Source organism: Gordonia sp. (in: high G+C Gram-positive bacteria) (genome assembly GCF_020438995.1).
Lineage (GTDB): Bacteria > Actinomycetota > Actinomycetes > Mycobacteriales > Mycobacteriaceae > Gordonia.
Genome location: NZ_JAGQTN010000024.1, coordinates 14,984 through 36,138 on the forward strand (window position 1 = coordinate 14,984; position 21,155 = coordinate 36,138).

Annotated in this window: 17 protein-coding genes and 2 CRISPR repeat arrays; of the genes, 9 read left to right on the forward strand and 8 right to left on the reverse strand. The window is 65.4% G+C overall.

Going from position 1 to position 21,155, the window contains the following annotated elements:
- Window positions 1–136 precede the first annotated feature (136 nt).
- The 5 genes from rpsL to KDB67_RS01910 all read left to right on the forward strand — a co-directional run bounded on the left by rpsL (window position 137) and on the right by KDB67_RS01910 (window position 6,039).
- Window positions 137–505 (forward strand): 30S ribosomal protein S12, encoded by a 369-nt coding sequence (gene rpsL, locus KDB67_RS01890; protein ID WP_291011698.1) that lies wholly within the window; start codon window positions 137–139, stop codon window positions 503–505.
- A gap of 5 nt (window positions 506–510) precedes the next feature.
- Window positions 511–981: a 30S ribosomal protein S7 gene (rpsG, locus tag KDB67_RS01895; RefSeq protein WP_005193546.1), complete on the forward strand. Its 471-nt coding sequence runs from the start codon at window positions 511–513 to the stop codon at window positions 979–981.
- 194 nt (window positions 982–1,175) lie between these two features.
- Window positions 1,176–3,293 (forward strand): elongation factor G, encoded by a 2,118-nt coding sequence (gene fusA, locus KDB67_RS01900; protein ID WP_291011702.1) that lies wholly within the window; start codon window positions 1,176–1,178, stop codon window positions 3,291–3,293.
- Window positions 3,294–3,477: 184 nt separating this feature from the next.
- On the forward strand, window positions 3,478–4,668 hold the full coding sequence (gene tuf, locus KDB67_RS01905; protein WP_291011705.1) for an elongation factor Tu: 1,191 nt from the start codon (window positions 3,478–3,480) through the stop codon (window positions 4,666–4,668).
- A 129-nt stretch (window positions 4,669–4,797) separates the two neighbouring features.
- A complete protein-coding gene (locus tag KDB67_RS01910; protein ID WP_291011709.1) occupies window positions 4,798–6,039 on the forward strand; it encodes an adenylate/guanylate cyclase domain-containing protein in 1,242 nt (413 codons plus the stop codon).
- A gap of 55 nt (window positions 6,040–6,094) precedes the next feature.
- Here the strand turns inward: KDB67_RS01910 and KDB67_RS01915 are convergent, their stop codons facing one another.
- Entirely contained in the window at window positions 6,095–6,328 is a 234-nt protein-coding gene (locus tag KDB67_RS01915; protein WP_291011712.1) for a LuxR family transcriptional regulator, read from the reverse strand.
- A 422-nt stretch (window positions 6,329–6,750) separates the two neighbouring features.
- Between KDB67_RS01915 and KDB67_RS01920 the strand changes: the two genes are divergently transcribed.
- The 3 genes from KDB67_RS01920 (at window position 6,751) to KDB67_RS01930 (ending at window position 12,277) form a co-directional block, all read left to right on the forward strand.
- Window positions 6,751–10,608: a hypothetical protein gene (locus tag KDB67_RS01920; RefSeq protein ID WP_291011715.1), complete on the forward strand. Its 3,858-nt coding sequence runs from the start codon at window positions 6,751–6,753 to the stop codon at window positions 10,606–10,608.
- A gap of 76 nt (window positions 10,609–10,684) precedes the next feature.
- Window positions 10,685–11,653 carry an o-succinylbenzoate synthase gene (locus tag KDB67_RS01925; RefSeq protein ID WP_291011851.1) on the forward strand — a complete coding sequence of 323 codons (969 nt, stop codon included), beginning with the start codon at window positions 10,685–10,687 and terminating at the stop codon, window positions 11,651–11,653.
- 90 nt (window positions 11,654–11,743) lie between these two features.
- The gene (locus KDB67_RS01930; protein ID WP_291011854.1) at window positions 11,744–12,277 is read left to right on the forward strand and encodes a TetR/AcrR family transcriptional regulator; all 534 of its coding nucleotides are present in this window, start codon (window positions 11,744–11,746) and stop codon (window positions 12,275–12,277) included.
- A 7-nt stretch (window positions 12,278–12,284) separates the two neighbouring features.
- Here KDB67_RS01930 and map read toward each other — a convergent pair whose 3' ends face one another.
- Window positions 12,285–13,061: a type I methionyl aminopeptidase gene (gene map / locus KDB67_RS01935; protein WP_291011718.1), complete on the reverse strand. Its 777-nt coding sequence runs from the start codon at window positions 13,059–13,061 to the stop codon at window positions 12,285–12,287.
- Between the two features lie 93 nt (window positions 13,062–13,154).
- Between map and KDB67_RS01940 the strand changes: the two genes are divergently transcribed.
- A complete protein-coding gene (locus tag KDB67_RS01940; protein WP_291011721.1) occupies window positions 13,155–13,424 on the forward strand; it encodes a helix-turn-helix transcriptional regulator in 270 nt (89 codons plus the stop codon).
- Window positions 13,425–13,911: 487 nt separating this feature from the next.
- Window positions 13,912–14,470: a CRISPR direct-repeat array (repeat unit 36 nt; unit sequence GTTCTCGTCCCCTCGCGGGGTTTTGGGTCTGACGAC).
- Window positions 14,471–14,562: 92 nt separating this feature from the next.
- A CRISPR array of direct repeats spans window positions 14,563–15,948; the repeat unit is 36 nt; unit sequence GTTCTCGTCCCCTCGCGGGGTTTTGGGTCTGACGAC.
- A 48-nt stretch (window positions 15,949–15,996) separates the two neighbouring features.
- Here the strand turns inward: KDB67_RS01940 and cas2 are convergent.
- The 6 genes from cas2 to csm3 are packed head-to-tail and all read right to left on the reverse strand — an operon-like array spanning window position 15,997 to window position 21,155.
- On the reverse strand, window positions 15,997–16,335 hold the full coding sequence (gene cas2, locus KDB67_RS01945; protein ID WP_291011723.1) for a CRISPR-associated endonuclease Cas2: 339 nt from the start codon (window positions 16,333–16,335) through the stop codon (window positions 15,997–15,999).
- On the reverse strand, window positions 16,332–17,351 hold the full coding sequence (gene cas1, locus KDB67_RS01950; RefSeq protein ID WP_291011726.1) for a CRISPR-associated endonuclease Cas1: 1,020 nt from the start codon (window positions 17,349–17,351) through the stop codon (window positions 16,332–16,334). Before cas1 ends, cas2 begins: the two co-directional genes overlap by 4 nt.
- Window positions 17,329–18,393 carry a hypothetical protein gene (locus tag KDB67_RS01955; RefSeq protein WP_291011728.1) on the reverse strand — a complete coding sequence of 355 codons (1,065 nt, stop codon included), beginning with the start codon at window positions 18,391–18,393 and terminating at the stop codon, window positions 17,329–17,331. Before KDB67_RS01955 ends, cas1 begins: the two co-directional genes overlap by 23 nt.
- Complete coding sequence (gene csm5 / locus KDB67_RS01960) at window positions 18,390–19,508, reverse strand: type III-A CRISPR-associated RAMP protein Csm5 (protein ID WP_291011730.1); 1,119 nt, start codon at window positions 19,506–19,508, stop codon at window positions 18,390–18,392. Before csm5 ends, KDB67_RS01955 begins: the two co-directional genes overlap by 4 nt.
- Window positions 19,505–20,452 carry a type III-A CRISPR-associated RAMP protein Csm4 gene (csm4, locus tag KDB67_RS01965; RefSeq protein WP_291011733.1) on the reverse strand — a complete coding sequence of 316 codons (948 nt, stop codon included), beginning with the start codon at window positions 20,450–20,452 and terminating at the stop codon, window positions 19,505–19,507. The genes csm5 and csm4 overlap by 4 nt, the downstream gene beginning before the upstream one ends.
- Window positions 20,430–21,155: a type III-A CRISPR-associated RAMP protein Csm3 gene (gene csm3, locus KDB67_RS01970; protein WP_291011736.1), complete on the reverse strand. Its 726-nt coding sequence runs from the start codon at window positions 21,153–21,155 to the stop codon at window positions 20,430–20,432. Before csm3 ends, csm4 begins: the two co-directional genes overlap by 23 nt.

A 21,155-nucleotide genomic window follows, 5' to 3' on the forward strand; every position in this document is an offset into this window, starting at 1 on the left:
AGCGATACATGTACTGACCAGCACGAACGTGCCGGTGGGGCGAGTTGCGGAGTAACCGCGAACAGCAGTTCGCGGATCCTGCCCGGAGCACAAACCGCGACGAACGAAGAAGATTGCCAAGCAAGGAAGGGCCTCAGTGCCAACCATTAACCAGCTGGTCCGCAAGGGCCGTCACGACAAGCCGGCGAAGACCAAGACCGCGGCTCTGAAAGAGAGCCCGCAACGTCGCGGCGTGTGCACCCGCGTGTACACCACGACCCCGAAGAAGCCGAACTCGGCGCTGCGGAAGGTCGCCCGTGTGCGGCTGACCACCGCCGTCGAGGTCACCGCCTACATCCCGGGTGAAGGCCACAACCTGCAGGAGCACTCGATGGTGCTCGTCCGCGGTGGTCGTGTGAAGGACCTCCCCGGTGTTCGTTACAAGGTCATCCGCGGTTCGCTCGACACCCAGGGTGTCAAGGACCGCAAGCAGGCCCGCAGCAAATACGGCGCCAAGAAGGGATAAGCGACATGCCACGTAAAGGACCCGCCCCCAAGCGTCCGCTGATCAACGACCCGGTCTACGGTTCGCCGCTGGTCACCCAGCTGATCAACAAGATCCTCCTCGACGGCAAGAAGTCGACCGCCGAGCGCATCGTGTACCAGGCCCTCGAGCAGGCCCGTGACAAGACCGGCACCGACCCGGTCATCACGCTCAAGCGTGCCCTCGACAACGTCAAGCCCACCCTCGAGGTCAAGAGCCGACGCGTCGGCGGTGCCACCTACCAGGTGCCGATCGAGGTCAAGCCGGGCCGTGCCAACACCCTCGCGCTGCGCTGGCTGGTCACCTTCAGTCGGCAGCGCCGCGAGAAGACGATGGTCGAGCGTCTGGCCAACGAGCTGCTCGACGCCTCCAATGGTCTCGGTGCCTCGGTGAAGCGCCGCGAGGACACGCACAAGATGGCCGAGGCCAACCGGGCGTTCGCGCACTACCGCTGGTGACTTATTCGCTTCGCATTGCCGGTGCTAAATGGTGAGATGGTGATCATGTACCGACAAGTTCTGGCCGCGCACCAGGGCCTCGCCGCGAGCGGGGCCGCCCGGTCAGCCCGCCCGGCATACGTCGGGCGGGGCGAAGCGACAACCGGCGAAAGCCACGACAGACTTACAGGCCTCGAATTCCCGAAGGGAACGTAATGGCACAGGAAGTGCTCAGCGACCTCAACAAGGTTCGCAACATCGGCATCATGGCGCACATCGATGCCGGCAAGACCACCACCACGGAGCGAATCCTCTTCTACACCGGTGTGAACTACAAGATCGGTGAAACCCACGACGGTGCCTCGACCACCGACTGGATGGAGCAGGAGAAGGAGCGTGGTATCACCATCACCTCCGCCGCGGTGACGTGCTTCTGGAACAAGAACCAGATCAACATCATCGACACCCCCGGTCACGTCGACTTCACCGTCGAGGTGGAGCGTTCGCTGCGCGTCCTCGACGGCGCCGTCGCCGTGTTCGACGGCAAGGAAGGCGTCGAGCCGCAGTCCGAGCAGGTGTGGCGGCAGGCCGCCAAGTACGACGTCCCCCGTATCTGCTTCGTCAACAAGATGGACAAGCTCGGTGCGGACTTCTACTTCACCGTGCAGACGATCATCGACCGCCTCGGTGCCAAGCCGCTGGTTATCCAGCTCCCGATCGGTGCCGAGGACGACTTCCTCGGTGTCGTCGACCTCATCGAGATGCGGGCGCTGGTCTGGCCGGGCGACGCCAAGGGCGACGTGACGATGGGTGCCTCGTACGAGGTGCAGGAGATCCCCGCCGATCTCGCCGACAAGGCCGCCGAATACCGCGAGCAGCTGCTCGAGACGGTCGCCGAGTCGGACGAGGCCCTCATGGAGAAGTACTTCTCCGGCGAGGAACTCACCGTCGAGGAGATCAAGGGCGCGATCCGCAAGCTGACCGTCAACTCCGAGCTGTACCCGGTGCTGTGTGGTTCCGCGTTCAAGAACCGCGGTGTGCAGCCGATGCTCGACGCCGTGATCGACTTCCTGCCGACCCCGCTGGACATCGGCGAGGTGCACGGCCACAAGGTGGGCGACGAGGAAGAAGAACTGATCCGCAAGCCCAGCAAGGACGAGCCGTTCTCGGCGCTGGCGTTCAAGATCGCGGCTCACCCGTTCTTCGGCAAGCTGACGTTCGTGCGTGTGTACTCCGGTCACATCACCGCGGGCACGCAGGTGCTGAACTCGACCAAGGGCAAGAAGGAGCGCATCGGGAAGCTGTTCCAGATGCACGCCAACAAGGAAATGCCGGTCGAGGACGCCACCGCGGGCCATATCTACGCGATGATCGGTCTCAAGGACACCACCACCGGTGACACCCTGTGTGCTTCCGACGCGCCGATCGTGCTGGAGTCGATGAGCTTCCCGGACCCGGTCATCAACGTCTCTATCGAGCCGAAGACCAAGTCCGACCAGGAGAAGCTGGGCACCGCGATCCAGAAGCTCGCCGAAGAGGATCCGACCTTCTCGGTCAAGCTCGACGAGGAGACCGGCCAGACCGTCATCGGCGGCATGGGCGAGCTCCACCTCGACATCCTGGTCGACCGCATGCGTCGTGAGTTCAAGGTCGAGGCGAACGTGGGCAAGCCCCAGGTCGCCTACCGCGAAACCATTCGCCGCGTGGTCGAGAAGCACGAGTACACCCACAAGAAGCAGACCGGTGGATCAGGGCAGTTCGCCAAGGTCATCGTCAAGCTCGAACCGCTGGTCGACGCCGAGGACGGCGCCACCTACGAGTTCGTCAATGCCGTCACCGGTGGTCGCGTTCCGCGCGAGTACATCCCGTCGGTGGATGCGGGTGCACAGGACGCGATGCAGTACGGCGTGCTCGCCGGCTACCCGCTGGTGAACCTGAAGGTGACGCTGCTCGACGGTCAATACCATGACGTCGACTCGTCGGAAATGGCCTTCAAGATCGCCGGCGCGCAGGCCCTCAAGGAAGCCGCGAGGCAGGCCAACCCGGTCATCCTCGAACCGATCATGGCCGTCGAGGTCACCACGCCCGAGGATTACATGGGCGATGTGATCGGCGACCTGAACTCCCGCCGTGGCCAGATCCAGGCCATGGAGGAGCGCAGCGGTGCTCGCGTCGTCAAGGCGCAGGTGCCGCTGTCGGAGATGTTCGGCTACATCGGAGACCTCCGGTCGAAGACCCAGGGCCGGGCTAACTACTCCATGGTGTTCGACTCTTACGCCGAGGTTCCGGCGAACGTGTCGAAGGAGATCATCGCGAAGGCCACCGGCGAGTAATACCCGCCGGCTGACGGTGGGCGGATCACAGTCCGCCCACCGTCGGCCCCAGCGAAGCGTTCCTCGAGCTGAGGACCGCGACGCGCGTCCCCGGATATCCGGATCTACGGCGCGAAACAACCCCATATAAGAACGTCTCTGCTGGGATCCGCCCAGCAGTGCAACAGTCCAGGAGGACAATCAAGTGGCGAAGGCGAAGTTCGAGCGGACCAAGCCGCACGTGAACATCGGCACCATCGGTCACGTCGACCACGGCAAGACCACCCTGACGGCGGCCATCACCAAGGTGCTGCACGACAAGTACCCGGACCTCAACAAGAGCTTCGCGTTCGATCAGATCGACAAGGCTCCCGAGGAAAAGGCTCGCGGTATCACCATCAACATCTCGCATGTTGAGTACGAGACCGAGAAGCGTCACTACGCGCACGTCGACGCCCCGGGCCACGCCGACTACATCAAGAACATGATCACCGGTGCCGCCCAGATGGACGGCGCGATCCTCGTGGTCGCCGCCACCGACGGCCCGATGCCGCAGACCCGTGAGCACGTGCTGCTGGCCCGCCAGGTCGGCGTTCCGTACATCCTGGTCGCGCTGAACAAGGCCGACATGGTCGACGACGAGGAAATCCTCGAGCTCGTCGAGATGGAGGTCAGCGAACTGCTGGCCGCTCAGGAGTTCGATGAGAACGCCCCCATCGTCAGGGTGTCGGCGCTCAAGGCTCTCGAGGGTGACCCGGAGTGGGCCAAGTCGGTCGAGAAGCTCATGGCTGCCGTCGACGAGTCGATCCCGGACCCGGTCCGCGAGACCGACAAGCCGTTCCTCATGCCCGTCGAGGACGTCTTCACCATCACCGGCCGCGGCACCGTGGTCACCGGTCGTGTGGAGCGCGGCTCGGTCAAGGTGAACGAGGAAGTCGAGATCGTCGGTATCCGCGAGAAGTCGCAGAAGACCACCGTCACCGGCATCGAGATGTTCCACAAGCTGCTCGACTCGGCCGAGGCCGGCGACAACGCGGGTCTGCTGCTGCGCGGCCTCAAGCGTGAGGACGTCGAGCGTGGCCAGGTCATCGTGAAGCCGGGCACCACCACCCCGCACACCGAGTTCGAGGGCCAGGCGTACATCCTGTCGAAGGACGAGGGCGGCCGCCACACCCCGTTCTTCAACAACTACCGTCCGCAGTTCTACTTCCGTACCACCGACGTGACCGGCGTCGTGACCCTCCCCGAGGGCACCGAAATGGTCATGCCGGGCGACAACACCGAGATGAGCGTCGTGCTCATCCAGCCGGTCGCCATGGACGAGGGCCTGCGCTTCGCCATCCGCGAAGGTGGCCGCACCGTCGGTGCCGGTCGCGTCACCAAGATCGTCAAGTGACGATCTGACTCTTCGAGTCATCGAGAACACCCAGCCGGGTTCACCGGCTGGGTGTTTTCTATTCGTGCTGGTTCGGTGACCGTGTCGGTTCGGTGACCGTCGACGCCTCCGGGCGGCTAACCTCAAACGGTGTCCCGCCGCGCCGACCACCGCACCTGGTGTGCCGAGGGCACCGACGCGCCTGTAGTCACCGATCTCGATGCCCGGGCCCAGCAACTGGTGTCGTTGTCGGCGTACAGTTCGGCCGCGGTATGTCTGGCCTATGCGACGGTGGGATTTCTGTTCGGGGGACCCGTGGAGGCGGCTGCGGCGACCTTCATCTCATGTTTGGTGCTGGCGCTGGTGCCGATGCTGGGGCGGTTCGGATCGCTCGTGGCGGGGATCGGCTTCCTTGTCGTCGGTACGGCGGTGCTCAGCACCCTGTGCGTCCAACTCGGCACCGACACGGGTCTGTTGTTCTACTTCTTCGTCCTGGCCGCCGCGACACCGATGGTCGTCGGGATCACGCGCATCCGGTTGTCGGCCGGGACAGTGGTGATCTGCACGGCCGCGGTGCCGATACTGTATTTCACCGTCCCCGGGGATACCGGCCGGGCACCCGATTGGCTGATGGTTGGCAGCTTCGTCGCCAACTGTGTGGCCGCGTCTGTGCTGGCGGTGAGCATCGTCGGGTACGGCCTCTATCAGATGCGGCGTGCCGAGGCCGCCCTGGAGGATGCCTACGATCGGTCAGAAGCCCTCCTGGGCAATATCTTGCCCCGTACCGTCGCGCAGCGGCTGAAGGAGCCCGCGCACGAGGAGATCGCCGACGGATACGACGACGCGTCGATCCTGTTCGCCGACATCGCCGGGTTCACGGCGATGTCGAGCCATACCCCGCCCGCCGAGGTGGTGCGGTTCCTCGACCATCTCTACACCGATCTCGACGCACTGGCTGAGAAGTACCGGCTGGAGAAGATCAAGACCATCGGCGACTCGTACATGGTCGTCGGCGGCGTGCCCGACCCCCGGTCCGATCACCTGCGAGACCTGGCGCGGTTCGCGCTCGACATGTTCGAGGTCGCCGGCAACGTGCCCGGAGCTGACGGGGCGGCGCTGGGGCTGCGGGTCGGCATCGCCACCGGCCCGGTCGTGGCGGGTGTGGTGGGGTCGAAGAAGTTCTTCTACGACGTCTGGGGGGACGCGGTCAACCTCGCATCCCGGATGGAGTCGACGGGCGTCGTCGGACGTATCCAGGTGACCACCGATGTGCGTGACCGGCTCGCCGGCGAATTCGCGTTCAGAGAGCGCGGACCGATTGCGGTCAAAGGCAAGGGCGAGCAGCTCACCTGGTTCCTGGAAGGCGCCGCGACGGCGACCGCGCCCGGATAACTGCCGGCCGGTCCGGTCGTCCCAGTCCTCGGTTACGCCCAGTCCTCGGTTACGCCTAGTCCTCAGTTATGTCGGGGTCTGTCAGACCGACGTCGTCCCACTCCGTGATGTCGATATAGCCGTCCTGCACCGCCCTGATGAACAGAGCGGACTTGGACGCGGCCGGGCGGCCGACAGCCATGTACTTCTGCCGGATGCGGGTCAGGTGCGATTTGACGGTCGCGGTCCCGATGAACAGCGTCCGTCCCGCGGCCGCTTTGGTACCGACGCGCAGCCACGTCAACAGCACCTCGATCTCCCTGGCCGTCAGGTCGGGGCCGGGAGGCGTGGCGCCTGAGTACGAGTCGGCATCGGTACTCGTATCGGGGATCGAACGTAGCGGCCGACTATAGGAGTCCGCGCGACCCTGTGGCTTCGGGGAAGCGTGGTTGTCCGTGGGAACCTGGTCTGAAGCGGTCGCGATGGTGATGGTGTCCTCCGATGGGGTGGTTCCCGCAGACGGGAACGAACGACATACTGAGAACTCGAATTATTCGGCGAGGCGCCGGTGGGAACCGCAACAAAATGCGTCAACCGCTAAGTCGATACGTGATTCGATACACTGACCAGGCAAAACACGGACGACGTTGGGGGATCTGTGATGCGTGCGGGCCACGCGTGCACGGTGCGTGCGGGCGGCCGTCCCCGGCACTTCTACGGCCGGTGGGCGGCGTGACGGACGACGATCCGAACCGTTCGGACGACACGGGACCGTCCGCGGCCGATGGGCGGTTGCGTGGACCGGAGGGTGTCCGTACCCGCGAGGAGCTCGGAGCCGCACTGACCGAGCGCCGTGAGTCGGCCGGGCTGAGTGTGCGCGAGGTCGCCGAGCAGGCCGACGCGCTGCTGGGTACGGTGGCCGGCTGGTTCGCCGGGCAGCACGCGCCGACCAAGGCGAGCCGCGAACCGTTCGAACGCGTGCTCGCGGTGTGCGGTGTCGCGCCGGGGGAACTCGCCGACTGGTGGACGGCCGTCGACAATCTGTCCCGTAGGGGGGCCCGCACGCGCAAAGGCAGGCCCGAATCGCCGTACCTGGGCTTCACGACGTTCGGGGCCACGGACAAGGCGCGGTATTTCGGGCGCAGCACGGAGATCGAGATGGTGGTGCGGCAGGTTGTCGAGATCCACCGCACCTGGCGTGATTCGCTCACGCCGTCCGGTGTCGGGTCGGCGGTGCCTCCGGCGTTCGCAGTACTCGGACGGTCGGGCGTGGGCAAGTCGTCGTTGGTCCAGGTGGCGCTCGGCGGCACCGCGGGCGAGCCGGGTCCGTTGCGGGAGTGGAAGTACGCGCATATGGTGCCGGGCCACGACCCGGTCGGCGCGATGACGGCAGCACTCTCCGAACTCGACGCGCAGACCGATCGGACCGGTCCGTCGATTCTGGTCATCGACCAGTACGAGGAACTGATCACGCTGCATTCCTACGACGAGGCGATCGTCGCCGGAGCGGTATGGATTGAGATGACCCTCGGCCGCGACATGGTGGTCGTGGCGGTGGTGCGCCCGGACTTTCTTGCCTTCGCCGACGACGCGCAGTCGATGGGCGTGCCGCTGGGCGGACAGATATTGGTCATGCCGATGTCGATCGACCACCTGCGCGAGGTGATCGTGGCACCCGCCGAGGCCGCCGGCGTGACCGTCGATGACGACCTCGTGAAGATGCTGCTCGACGACGTCAGCTCCGCTTCCGGGGTACCGGCCGCGGGTGCGTTGCCGCTGCTGTCGCACGCATTGCGGGCCACCTGGCTCGAGTCGGACGGGCGGCGGATGACGGTCCGCGACTACCTGGCCACCGGACGTATCGCGGGGGCCGTCGAGAAGACCGCCGAGGACGTCTACCGGTCCTTGACCGACGACGAGCAGGCTGCCGCCCGGGAACTGCTGCTGGCGATGGTCAACGTCGACGAGGACATGGTCACCCGGCGGGTGGTGCCGCTCGCCGACCTGGCCGCCGACGAGGGACCCCGCGCCGACCTGCTCGAACGGTTTGCCGCCACGCGGCTGCTGACGGTGTCGCAGGACGATGTCCAGGTCACTCACGAAGCGCTGCTGACCGCGTGGCCGCGACTGACCGAATGGATCGCGACCGACCGTGAACGTCTGTCGCTGGTGCGCCGGTTGCGTTCGGTCAGTGAGGTGTGGGATGCCAACGGCCGTATCGATGATCTGCTGCCCGGGCCCGCTCGGCTACAGATGTTCGACGAGCTGGTCGGTGATTCGGCTCTCGACCAGACCAGCCGCGCCTACCTCGACGCCGGTGACGCGAAGCGCAGGGCGCAGGTGGAGGCCGAGGAACGCAGCGCCCGCAAACTTCGTGACCGGACGAGGTTCGCGCTGATCTTCGGCCTCGTCGCGGTGCTGGCGGCGGTTCTGGCGATCGCGACGAGTATCAACGCCGCGGTCCAGCGCGACCGCGCCGAACGGGCCGGCACCGAATCGCTGAGCCGGCAATTGGCGGCCGAGGCGATCCAGCTGAGCAACCGCGACCCGTTCCTGGCGGCGCAGTTGTCGATGGTCGCCTACCGGCAGGCTCCCACGCGGGAGGCGCGATCGGCGCTGATCGATCTGGTCTCCGGTCCGGTGCCGGCGGGGATCGAACCGCTCGCCGACGATGCCCGCGAGATGGCGACGGCGACCACCTCGGACGGGTCGATGATGCTGGCCGCGTACTCCGACGGCCGTTTCCGCATCATGCCGCTCGGCGAGCACGGGATCGCGGCGTACCCCCGGACCGGTACGTTCGGCTCGGGCGACAGGTCGTCGGCTCTCGCCTTCTTACCGCGCAGCCGCACGGTTCTCTCCGGCGGTAAGGACCGGATCATCGGATGGGACCTGACCGACTCCGGCCGGCCTGTCCGGGGAACGTCGCTGCCCGGGGTTCGGGGTACACCGACCTCGATCACCGTCGCGGCGGACGGAAACCATGTCGCGGCGGTCACGGAGGCGAACTCGGTCGCGTTCTGGGCCAGGGCCGGGAACCGCTGGCGTCAGGTCGCGGTACCCGCAGTCCTGCGCGAGAACGCGCGGTCGGTGGCCTTCTCGCCCGACGGTCGGCTCCTGGCCACCGGCACCGACTACCAGCGCGTCGACCTGTGGGCGGTGTCCGACGACGGCCTCGCCCCGGTGTCGTCAATGACGCTGCCGGGTCCGGACCTGCAGCTGGCCACTGGCCTGGCGTTCGCCGCCAACGGACGATCGCTGGTGACCAGACTCCGGCTACAGGGTGTGGCGATGTACGACATCACCGATCCGCGGCAACCGAAACAGTCGCGGATGTGGCGTTCGTCGTCGGCGTTCGTCAGCGGGTTCGGGCTCAGCGGCGACGGCTCGCGGGTGGCGGTGGCGAGTTCGGACAACACGGTGCGCATCTACGAGGTCGCCACTCCCGATTCGGCGCCCAGGCTGCTGCGCAGTCCCGCCCGTTCGATGGTGTTCTCCGGTGAGCACCTGATCACCGTCGATCCATCGGGCCGGATACTGGACTGGCCGCTGGCGCGGGCCTCCACCAGGATCGGCGCGGGAACTGTTCAGCAGGTCGCGGCTTCGACGGATGGCAGCCGGGTGTTCGCGGTGGAACCTGACGCGGGCCGACTCCACCAGTGGCGCGCGGCCGACGGCGCGTTGTCGGTAAGCGGCCCGCCGCTGTCCGTGCCCGCCACCGGCGGAGCGTCCGGGATCCTCGCAACCGGCGGATCGGGCCGTGTCGTGGTCGTCGGCGGTTTGTCCGGGGAGCTGAACTTCGCCGACTATTCCGATCCCGCCCGGCCGCACTACGTCAGCCAGGTCAAGGCCCAGGACACGATCAGCATTTCGATCGACTACAACGAGGCATCGGGGCTGGTGATCGCGGGCAGCATGGACTCGCCGATGATGGGCATCGTCGATGCCACCGACATCAGCAGGCCGCGCAAGATCGCGAACGTGGATATCGGAGGCCCGGCGGTGCTGGTGACGCTCAGCCCGGACGGGCGCCGGGCGGCCGTCGCGACCGTCTCGGGCGCCGTCAAACTGGTGGACCTGACCGACCCCGCCAAGCCCAGGGTCATCTCGCAGGCCTACCGGTTCGGCGGGATGGCGATGGCGGCCCGGTTCAGTCCCGACGGACGGAAACTCGCGGTGGGCTCGGAGACGGCCACCGTCGCCGTCGTCGACGTCTCCGATCCGTCCCGTCCCAAGCCGATCACGGAGTGGTCGGGGACCGCCGAACTGGTGTACGCGGTCGATTTCAGCAAGGACGGGACCAGGGTCGTCGCCGGAAGCGGCAACTCGGAGGTCTGGATCTGGCAGATTGGCAAGCGCGAGCCGGATGTGGTGTTGCGGTCGTTCCCGGGCGGGGTGTACGACGTGCGCTTCCTGGCCGACCGGATGCTGGTGGCGGTGGGGGACGGGGGAACCGTCCGGACGTGGTTGCCCGACCCCGACGCCCTCATCGCCCGCCAGTGTGCCCGGCCCGGTGATCCGCTCGGCCGTGACGAATGGGCGAAGTACATGCAGGGCCGGAAGTATTCGCCGCCCTGCGGGCGGTCCTGACCGGGCATGGGCCGGTGTGCCGGGGACCGGCGGAGTGTGGGCGGCACGGCACGTGCGCGATACTGGGCGGGTGCGATTGACGACGAGCGAGCTGCCCCCGGCCGCCGAACTCCTGGCCGGGGCGGTGGTGGTGAGTCTGCCGATGCGCACCCGGTTCCGGGGCATCACCGCACGTGAGGTGATGCTGCTGCGCGGACCGGCCGGATGGGGTGAGTTCGCACCGTTCACCGAATACGGCGACGCCGAGTCGTCGGCGTGGCTGGCGGCCGGTATCGAGGCCGCCTATCTCGGACCGCCCGCGCCGCTGCGTGACCGGATCCCGGTGAACGCGACCGTTCCGGCGGTGCCCGCGGACCACGTCGCCGCGGTCCTGGCACGCTATCCCGGAGCCACCACCGCCAAGGTGAAGGTGGCCGAACCCGGTCAGTCCCTGGCCGACGACGTCGAGCGGGTGGCCGCCGCCCGCGAGGTGGTGCCGGCGGTACGGATCGATGCCAACGGTGGCTGGTCGGTGGACGAGGCCGTTTCTGCGATCGCGGCGATCGGAGACGTGGAGTACGTCGAACAACCGTGCCGGACCGTCGAGGAGCTGGCGCAGGTCCGCAGGCGGGTCGATGTGCCTATCGCGGCCGACGAGTCGATTCGTAAAGCCGACGACCCGATGCGGGTGGTGGCCGCCGACGCCGCCGACATCGCGATTCTCAAGATCGCCCCGCTCGGCGGGATGCGGGCGGTGCTGACGCTGGCCGAACAGATCGGGCTGCCGGTGGTGGTGTCGAGCGCCCTGGATTCGGCGGTGGGTATCGCGGCGGGTGTGGCCGCGGCCGCGGCACTGCCCGAACTGAATATGGCCTGTGGGCTGGGGACCGGATCGTTGTTCACCGAGGATGTGGCACCGGCGTTCGTGCCGTCAGGTGGTGTGGTCGGGCCGCGCTGGTTCACCGGCGACGATGTGGTGATACCCGATGCGGTGCGCGCCGGTGCGTCTCGTGAGCGATGGTGGCGGGACCGACTCGCCCGGTGCCATGCGGTGCTGGCCGGGTGAAGATGTGCAGGTGACACGGGAGTGGGTGAGAAGGACGTGAGTGCGGGCCGCAAGACCCGGAACACACTGAGTTCGCAGGACCAGGAATCGATGATCCTGGCCGCCGCGGAGGTGGAGTTCGCCGAGACCGGGGTGCGTAAGGCGAACGTCGACACCGTCGCCGCACGGGCCGGGGTCAGCCGGAGCACGCTGTACCGGCGGTTCGCCAACAAGGAGGAACTGCTCGTCGCGGTGGCGCAGCGGCAGTACGAACGGGTGATGCGCGATCTCGACACGGCGGTGGCCGGATTGTCGCCGCAGGAGGCGGTGGTCGAAGCGTTTGTCGCGGGTGCGACGCTGATCGAACAGGACAAACTCGTGCGCCGGCTGCTCGTCGACGGCGACGTGAAGATACTGACCGCGCACATGCCGTCGCTGTTCATCGAACTGGCCACCGAACGCGTCGCGGCCACACTGCGCCGGGCCGGTGCGCAGATGCCCGCCGACGACCTGCACGACGTGGTGGAAATCCATGTGCGGCTGGTGATCTCGTTCATGGAGGTACCGCCGTCCGACACCGGCCGGTGGTCGCCGGAAAAGGTGCGAGCCACCGTCGGCAAGTTCATCGCCCCGATGGTCTGGTAGGCCCGGTTCAGTTCGGTTCGGTGAGGATGCGGGGGCCGTCGGCGGTGATGGCGATGGTGTGTTCGGTGTGCGCGGTCATCGACCCGTCGGCCGAACGCAGCGTCCAGCCGTCGAGGTCGACGACCAGACGGTTGGTGCCGCGCGCCCACCACGGTTCGATCGCCAGGGTCATCCCCGCTTTCAGGGGCAGGCCTTTGCCGCGTTCGCCGAGGTTGGGGATGTGCGGGTCCTCGTGCATGGTGCGGCCCAGGCCGTGCCCGCCGAACTGGGTGTTCACCGTGTAGCCCGAGTCGATGGCGACGGCGCCGATGGCGGCGGAGATATCGCCGAGGTGCCCGCCGGGGACGGCGGCGGCGATACCGGCGGCGAGGGCGGTCCGGGTGGAGTCGATCAGACACTGGTTGGCCTCGCGGTCGGGACCGCCGTCGCCGGCGATGACGGTGATCGCGGCGTCGGCGACCCAGCCGTCGATGGAGACGGCGAAGTCGAGGGTGAGCACGTCCCCGTCGGCGAGCACATGGCTGCGTGGTTTGCCATGCAGCACAGCGTCGTTCACCGACAGGCAGATCACGTTACGGAACGGTCCGTCGCCGAACGACGGCGCGTAATCCCAGTAACACGACTCGGCACCACGCTCCGAAACAAGTTCTCGCGCATGATGTTCGAGGTCGAGAAGGTTCACCCCCGGCTGTGCCTGCGCACCCAGGGTGGCCAGGGTCTGCGCGACGAACTGTCCGGTCACCGCTATTTTGTCGATCTCCTGCGGCGTCTTCAGTTCGGTCACGGCGTGCTCCTGGCTCGATGATACTGGTATAACAATACCGGTATTGTTGTACTACGACTGGTTCGGTATACAAATACCGGCTAGGCTGGCCCCATGGTTCGCGTTCCCCTCACCGCAGAGCAGGTTGCGGCGGGTCGCCGTCTCGGAGCCGTCATCCGGACCGCCCGTGGAGACCGGGACCCCAGGACGGTCGCCGTCGCCGCAGGCATCTCGCCGGAGACGCTGCGCAAGATAGAAGGCGGTCGGATGCCCAGCCCCGGCTTCGGCACGATCGTCGGCCTCTGCGACGCCCTCGACCTGCCTCTGGTCGACGCCGTCGACGCCTGGCGAGGACACGTCGCCTCCAACCAGTCCATGGCCTGAGGGTTCCCGCTTATCGGTTCCGGTTACGCTCACCCGACTCGAATCTCCTGAGCGGGACCGAAAGCGGTGAGCCGGAGCTTGGTGTTGGTCCACCGGGACTCTGTCGTATCCGACCGCTAAGGTTGTGGCGACTTCGAGAGGGTCTCCCATGGCCGACGTTTTCCACTTCGAGCGGGCGATATCGCGGTCTCCGCACGGAACATCGGGCGCACTCTGCGCGAGGACCGTCGATTCCGTGAACGAGGGATGCTCGCGGAGAGCGCAGGCCCCCTCTTAGTCCAAGGCTCCGAGACGCTCGGTGTTGCGCCTGTCCTGATGATCGAGGCGATCAGCCGCTGGGGTCTCCTGTCATGAGATTTCGCGCTGACCTTCGGCGAACGCTGAGCCCGCGCGTCGCCGTCAGCGGTTCCCGGTGATTACAAGTCTCACGGCCGCCGGCGGGTGGTTTTCCGCTGTCGAGGGTGGCTGTCGTCGACAGCCCCGACCTGTTTTCGTCCGCTCGCGGGGTTTTGGGTCTGACGACCGCTACGCCGACCTGAGCTCCGCCGACCTGAGCTCCGCCGAGTTCTCGTCCCCTCGCGGGGTTTTGGGTCTGACGACCGGCCACGACACCGGCTTACGTCACCAAGACGTGGGGTTCTCGTCCCCTCGCGGGGTTTTGGGTCTGACGACTTATTCGGTCGCATCCTGAGGGTTGGCGACTTCGGTCGTGTTCTCGTCCCCTCGCGGGGTTTTGGGTCTGACGACTCGGGAAGTCGGCGAAGACACTGACCCGCGAGCAGTACAAGTTCTCGTCCCCTCGCGGGGTTTTGGGTCTGACGACATCCGGAGCGAGTGGGCGAATGTTCCCGATATCGAGGGTTCTCGTCCCCTCGCGGGGTTTTGGGTCTGACGACACGCCGACCTCATTGACATGGCCGCCGAGCTGGGCATTGAGTTCTCGTCCCCTCGCGGGGTTTTGGGTCTGACGACCCCAGCTCTGCTGGTCCCGCTGCTCTCTCATCTCTCCGGTTCTCGTCCCCTCGCGGGGTTTTGGGTCTGACGACCTCACGACCCGGATGGACGCGCTCACCGACAAAAGTTCTCGTCCTGACGACGCGGCGGCTCTTCTCGTTCGCGCAGTGGAGAAGCAAGGCGTGTTCTCGTCCCCTCGCGGGGTTTTGGGTCTGACGACATGACCGGCGACTTCTCGTACGTCCACTTGTCTCAAGTGGAAAGCGGTTCTCGTCCCCTCGCGGGGTTTTGGGTCTGACGACTCGGGCCTGGGATTCCTGTGCGGGTACGCGGTCACGAGTTCTCGTCCCCTCGCGGGGTTTTGGGTCTGACGACGTGAGGTCGAATCGCTTGTTCAAAGCCCCAGTCAAGTTCTCGTCCCCTCGCGGGGTTTTGGGTCTGACGACTCGGCGACACCGACTGGGTCAACATCACCATCCACGCACCCGACGAGTTCTCGTCCCCTCGCGGGGTTTTGGGTCTGACGACATAGTGACTTGGGCACTTTGGTATGGACGGTTCTTCTGTAGTTCTCGTCCCCTCGCGGGGTTTTGGGTCTGACGACGAGGTGCATCACGCGGGAGCCGATGGCTTCCACGAGGTTCTCGTCCCCTCGCGGGGTTTTGGGTCTGACGACACGAAGAGGACGACGAGATGTCCGACGATGGCGACGGGGAAGTTCTCGTCCCCTCGCGGGGTTTTGGGTCTGACGACCCGAAGAACGAGTGCGGAACCACTCCGCCGGAGTGCAAGTTCTCGTCCCCTCGCGGGGTTTTGGGTCTGACGACCAGCGCGCCGAGACGATCCTGGATCAGCAACCCGGCCGTCAGTTCTCGTCCCCTCGCGGGGTTTTGGGTCTGACGACATGACCGGCGACTGCTCGTACGTCCCGTTCGCGGAAATCGCGAGTTCTCGTCCCCTCGCGGGGTTTTGGGTCTGACGACCGAAGCGGTCAACATTTACGCGGGTCCGCGTAACCTGGCCAAGTTCTCGTCCCCTCGCGGGGTTTTGGGTCTGACGACTCGACCAGGCCCGCCACCACCGGTCATTACGTTCCTGAGTTCTCGTCCCCTCGCGGGGTTTTGGGTCTGACGACCCGACAACGGTCACATCCTCGACCACGTCCAGCAGGGTTCTCGTCCCCTCGCGGGGTTTTGGGTCTGACGACCTGACGCTACGCTGCCCGAGGGTGTCATCGGGACTACTCCGTTCTCGTCCCCTCGCGGGGTTTTGGGTCTGACGACATGAACCCGATCCTGATCAATGACCACTTCCAGAGGTTCTCGTCCCCTCGCGGGGTTTTGGGTCTGACGACCTACAAGTCGTCGGTCACGAACGAGGTCACGGCCAGTTCTCGTCCCCTCGCGGGGTTTTGGGTCTGACGACTGCAATCATGGAAGAGCACCGCATTGATCAGGCCTGGATGTTCTCGTCCCCTCGCGGGGTTTTGGGTCTGACGACCCGGAATCAGCACCAAGGAACTCAACGTCCCCGAGTTCTCGTCCCCTCGCGGGGTTTTGGGTCTGACGACTCTATTGTACTCCTGGTCGAGCCGTGGTACTAGGTGCTGTCCGTTTCGTCATACGAACTCTGTGTCCTCGGCGTTGGGCAGTGCTCCTGCTCCGTAGAAGGTGACTGCCCCTGTTCCTCGGATCCTGTAGATCCGAATGTTGTCCTCGGGGCGCGCGAACCTGTCGACGCGCTCGAGCAGGCGAGTCAGGTGGCGCTTGGCGAGGGTGGCTTCGAACGCGGACTCTTGGACCCGGAAGCCGAAGCCCGACAATAGCGTGGCGAATCGTGTCCGGCGACGGTTGTCGGAGATGTCGTATATGACGAGGACGAAGGTCTTGGCCTCCTGCCCCGTGGCCTCATCGACTCCCAGAGGGAGATTGAAGTACTCCTCGCGCGCTGCGGTCATGGCGTAGCGGTACCTCTGGGGATGTCGACATCAGCCAGGCGAGAAGGGTCGCTCTCCTCGATGGCGCGCACAAGGCTCTGGAGTTGAAGGTCAAGCGCATACTGGAATGTGTAGCGCCGTGGGTCGTCAGCGAGGTAGGCGGCGGGGCGTGCGATGCGATTACCGAAGGCTCGGGTGATGGAACGGATGTTATCGCGGTTGCCGTAGACGGCTCCGGTGTCATCGCGTCGAGTGAAGTCGTCTCGGCTGACTTCGCCCTCCGACAACAGGCGCAGGACGGTGTCATCGATGATCGGTGCTCGCCACGTCTCCATCACATCGCTCGCCAAGGTCGCGTGGTTTCGGCTGTCTTGGTGAAGGAACCCGATATAGGCGTTCAGGCCATGCCTCTCGACAGCGCCGATCATGTTCTTGTAGAGCAGGGAATAGCCGAGGCTGATCATCGAGTTGAAGGCGTCCTTTGGCGGACGGGTCGAGCGGCCCTTGAAGGTGAAGTCGCTGGGCACCAGGGTGGCCAACGCGGTGAAGTAGGCTTTGGCAGCGTTGCCTTCGAAGCCGTTGGCCTCGGAGATCGAGACAGCCTGCTCGATCCACGTCAGCGAGTGACGCATTGCTTGAAGGGGCTTGTCGACCCGGTCTCTGTCGGCAACATGGGCCTCAACAAGGGCGATTTGGTTGCGGATCTTCGCGCTGACAAGCCGTTTCGCGATCGTCAACGCGAATACGGGGTCGTCGCTACGTTGGACCTGTGCACGCAGCCGTGGAGCGTATGTCGTGCCGGGTCCGGAGATGCGGCCTTGGTAGTGGCCGTCCGTGGTGAAGAGTTGGATGTCGACCTGGCGACCGATCATCTCGATGATGAACGGCGTCGTCATCGATGGACGCCCGAAGATGACGACCGAATCGACGGTATCCACCGGATGGGAGGTCTCGCCCGTTTCATCGGAGCACACGATGATCCGGCCCCGAGACAGACTCACGCGGGACGCGGAGTCAGAGATGTAGAGGTGCACCATCGACCTGGCTCACTATTTCGGCGTTGATCTGATCGTAGAGAGTCAGATCGGCACGGGTTGCCTCCGCAAGCAGGCTGAGGAGTTTCGTTGGCGAATGGCCGCACTGGTCTTTGATGCGTTTGTCGTCGAGGGTGACGAGTTCGTGAGCCGCGTTGTTTCGCACACGTTGGTGGAAGTCCAAGAACGGTTGCCACTCCTTTCGTGTTCGTTCGTCCAACATGCCGAAGCGGGAAGGGAACTCGCGTGGAAGGTCACGCCGCGGTACTCCGAGGCGCTTGTTCACCAAGTCATCGACGATTGGCGTGATGGATCGCGCAAAGTCGAGCCAGGTCCCCTTCTTGCGAAGCACCTCCAGGGCTGATACGGCTTCGCTGAGATCCTTCCGAGGATCGACAGTGAAGGGACTGCCCTGGAATCGTGGCTGTGCGCCCTTGAGGTCAAGGCGGCGTCGCTCCGCGGCGCCGATCACCAGCAACCGCGCGGACTCAGGAATACACGCGGCAGACGCGAGACTCCTTGCGCCTTCGTACTCGTAGTTCTCCACGAGACGTCGCAGGTTCTCACGCTGAAGCAGTACGCCAAGAGCTGCCGAGGTGACCGGCAGGCAGCGGTTCTCGCTGCTGACGTAGAGCGGGTCGGCGACCTGAATGGCCTGAGTCGGCGGCAGGCCAAATGCGTTGAGCGCGATCAGAGCGGCCTGCATCGCAGGGGTCCCTGAGGTCGTGTTGAGGAGCAACTCAGCTTGCGGGTACTTCGACGACAACTCGGTGAGGATACTGCGGAACTCAGGGATCAGGACGTCAGAGCGGTGAATGTCCGGCACTGCGGACTCGATCTTCCGCACGGAGACCTTAGGGTTGAGGCTCTGCGCGGCGCGTGAGTAGCGTTGGTCCTTGGCCTCGTTATTCGCCATCTCCTCCGACAGGTAGAGCACGACCACGTCCGGCCTGTAGTGGCGGACGATGTGGACCAACGCGCCATCGTCGCCGCCAGAGAACGGGTCGCGACTGCCTACGGGGGAGAAGAGGATGCGATCGCTCATTCTGTGACCTCCTTGACGGAGATCTCGCACAAGCCCATCTCCTCGTATTCGTTGTCGCCGGTCTTGGCCACCTTGAGGGCGAGTGGAGAGACGTCGAGTTGCTGGGTCTTCGCCTTATGGGGCACTGGACGGCTTCCCCGGTTGAACTGTTTGTCCAAGATCGCGGCCATCTGATTCTGGTCTGTCACGATCGTCTTGCTGCGGTAGCCCGCCCCGCCACCCAGGTAGACGTATGGCCCGTCAAATGGATCGCCACCCATGTACTTCGCGGCGTAGTCAGCGTACCGAGCCTTATTGACGCCTGCCGCAACCTGCTCTATGTCGGTCAGGAACTGCGCTCCGTCTGGCCAGCCACCGTGCTGCTCAACACTGGTGTCCACCACGACGCGGACCGTGAACGCGGTTGCTGGCTTGAGCGCCTCGCGATAGAGGGGCATGCCGGAGTCTGCTCCCTCAAGCGGGCGATCAACTTTCTGGACGATCTGGAGGCTTGCGAGCGGAAGAGACGGTGAGTCCGAGACGCGAATGGCCTGCAGGAGGTCGTTGACTGCGTCGTCCGGCTTGGGCCCGGGCCGGTTGGCTCGTCGTAGCCGCGCCATCTCGGTGCGCTCATCAGGACGTGGGTTAGGGCGCCCGGAGACAACTCGGTGGAGTTGATGCTGCAGCACGAGACTGCGCAGCAGGCCCTTGACGCTGCTGCCCGGAACATACGGGTTTCCGAAGCCATCCTTGATGAACTCGTGGATGTCGTTCATCGCCGGAACCGAGCCATCGCGGCCACGCTGGGGCTTGCTCTTCTGGAGCGGGCCGATCTCGACCGCATAGCCGCCGTGGGATCCAGGTGTGTTCTTGATCCCGTTGCGGGTGAGCCAATCGCCGAGGCGGGTGCCGCGCTGTCCTTGACCACCTGTGTTGAGCACGAACTGCTCGAACGAGGCAGCCAGGCCGCGTGAGACGACCAGTGCGTACAACTTCTCCATGTCAGGGAAGTAAGCCCACCGGGACTTCCCCTCGACCACTGCGTACTCCTTGCTGGAGTACTTCTGCCCGGAACCGATGAAGACCGGTCCGACACAGGTGAAGGTCAGATCGAACTGCCTCAGGTAAGTGGTCATGCTACCTCCGGAAGTGGGAGGAACAGCGGCTTCGCGTAGGAGTGGACGGGGTGAGCGACACCGTTGCCCACGTCGGCGACGACTCCGTCGAATCGGTGCGCAAAGAGTGACCCAGCGGCGAACTTGTAGATGTCGCGCTTGCGCAGCGGCGAGTCGGCATAGGTTGCGGAAGCCACGAAACCGCTGCGGCGAATCAGCCGGTAGGTGGCACCGGCAAGAGCGGTCTCCAACTCCGGGTCGGTGGGGAGTGCTGTGGTGAGTGCCAGCCACCGCTGTGCGTCGAGTGGTCTGTTGGAGTCAGCGACCGTCTGCAATTCGGGCGGAACGCCGTCGGTGACCGTGAAGGAGAATCCGCCGTACCCGCTCGAGCGCTCGCCGCCGAGCGCCGAGAGATTTTCCAGCAAACCCGCGAACAGGTCGAGTTCCGAGCCGGACCCTTGCGCGAGGCACCACAGGCCGGCGGTGGGTTCGAACCTGAAGAATCCCACCCGATAAGGCTCGGCGTCGTCCTTCCCGTTGTGGATCGCGGCGCGCTCGGCCAGACCGTGGACGCCGATCCGTTCTTGGAGAAGTGCGAGCCGATCAAGATCGGCGCGGCCGGCAAGGAACCCATCGAGTTCGCCGACGGGGACGAAGGTCAAGCGCTTGGCGGCCTTTTTCGCGGCACTCGCGTCCGCGCCTGAATCGCCGGCGACCCGCAGGATCGGTTTCGGTGCGAAGAGAACATCGTCGGCATAGGGCAGCAGGTCGGTGAACCGCAGCGATCCGCTGGTGACTGCGGCGACCAATTCATCGAGCAGCTGATACCCAGCAGCACGCAGCGCCTGGATGCAGAGCGCTGAAAAAAGAGTGTCGGCCGCGCAGGTCACGGTGGAGGCGTCAAGGCCGTCGTCGCCGAAGTGGACTGCGGCGAAGTCGAGCCTAAAAAGTCGCGAGCTTGTCATTGAGACTTCCCAACAGGGTGTCACCGAGTTTGCCGACAGGCACAGTGGCCGAGAGATCGTGAAACTTCACCCGGCCGTAGCCTCGGGTGCCGCTGCCGCCCAGATAGTCCAACTCGAGCAGGCGCAGGCCGCGTACGACGGTCTCGAAGTCCTCGCCGATCTCTTCGTACGACGGGAGGGTGGGCTCGGTGCCCTGGCGCTTGGCACCGAATGAGACCTCGTAGATGAGTGAGAAGTCGAAGCGACTGCCTGGGATGACCCGCTCCATCTGCCGGGGATTCGCGATCGCGGTGATCCTGTTGATGGTGTTCTCGAACTTGATCTCGGTCAACGTCTTGGCCCCCTTGGCGACCAACTCGTCCTTGTTGGCGAGGCGGGTGTCACGGAAGATCAGCCGCCCTGTCATGAACTCCTCGGTGTCACCGAAGAGTCGCCTGATCGTCGGGTGGTCAGCGGCGGGCTTGTCGGCGAAGGAACCTTCATCGGCGGCGTACTGCCGCGAAAGCAGGGTGCGCACTTTGCCCTTCAGGCTGGTGCCGGGAATCAGTGGCAGTTTCGTGAGGGGGTCGCGCACGACCGGCTTGTCTGTCGCGCCGATGGCGGAGAAGCCGCCGCCGGTGCCGATGTGCAGACCAGTGAGCACTTCCAAGGTCCCGGTGATCTCGAGTTTGGCGAACTGGGTCGCCCGCTGGTTGTCCGTCAT

Coding starts and splice junctions, on each gene's coding strand:
- cas1 (WP_291011726.1), bottom strand. CDS start 17,351: ATGGTGCACCTCTACATCTCTGACTCCGCGTCCCGCGTGAGTCTGTCT.
- fusA (WP_291011702.1), top strand. CDS start 1,176: ATGGCACAGGAAGTGCTCAGCGACCTCAACAAGGTTCGCAACATCGGC.
- cas2 (WP_291011723.1), bottom strand. CDS start 16,335: ATGACCGCAGCGCGCGAGGAGTACTTCAATCTCCCTCTGGGAGTCGAT.
- KDB67_RS01930 (WP_291011854.1), top strand. CDS start 11,744: ATGATCCTGGCCGCCGCGGAGGTGGAGTTCGCCGAGACCGGGGTGCGT.
- rpsG (WP_005193546.1), top strand. CDS start 511: ATGCCACGTAAAGGACCCGCCCCCAAGCGTCCGCTGATCAACGACCCG.
- csm5 (WP_291011730.1), bottom strand. CDS start 19,508: ATGACCACTTACCTGAGGCAGTTCGATCTGACCTTCACCTGTGTCGGA.
- csm3 (WP_291011736.1), bottom strand. CDS start 21,155: ATGACGGACAACCAGCGGGCGACCCAGTTCGCCAAACTCGAGATCACC.
- csm4 (WP_291011733.1), bottom strand. CDS start 20,452: ATGACAAGCTCGCGACTTTTTAGGCTCGACTTCGCCGCAGTCCACTTC.
- KDB67_RS01940 (WP_291011721.1), top strand. CDS start 13,155: ATGGTTCGCGTTCCCCTCACCGCAGAGCAGGTTGCGGCGGGTCGCCGT.
- KDB67_RS01955 (WP_291011728.1), bottom strand. CDS start 18,393: ATGAGCGATCGCATCCTCTTCTCCCCCGTAGGCAGTCGCGACCCGTTC.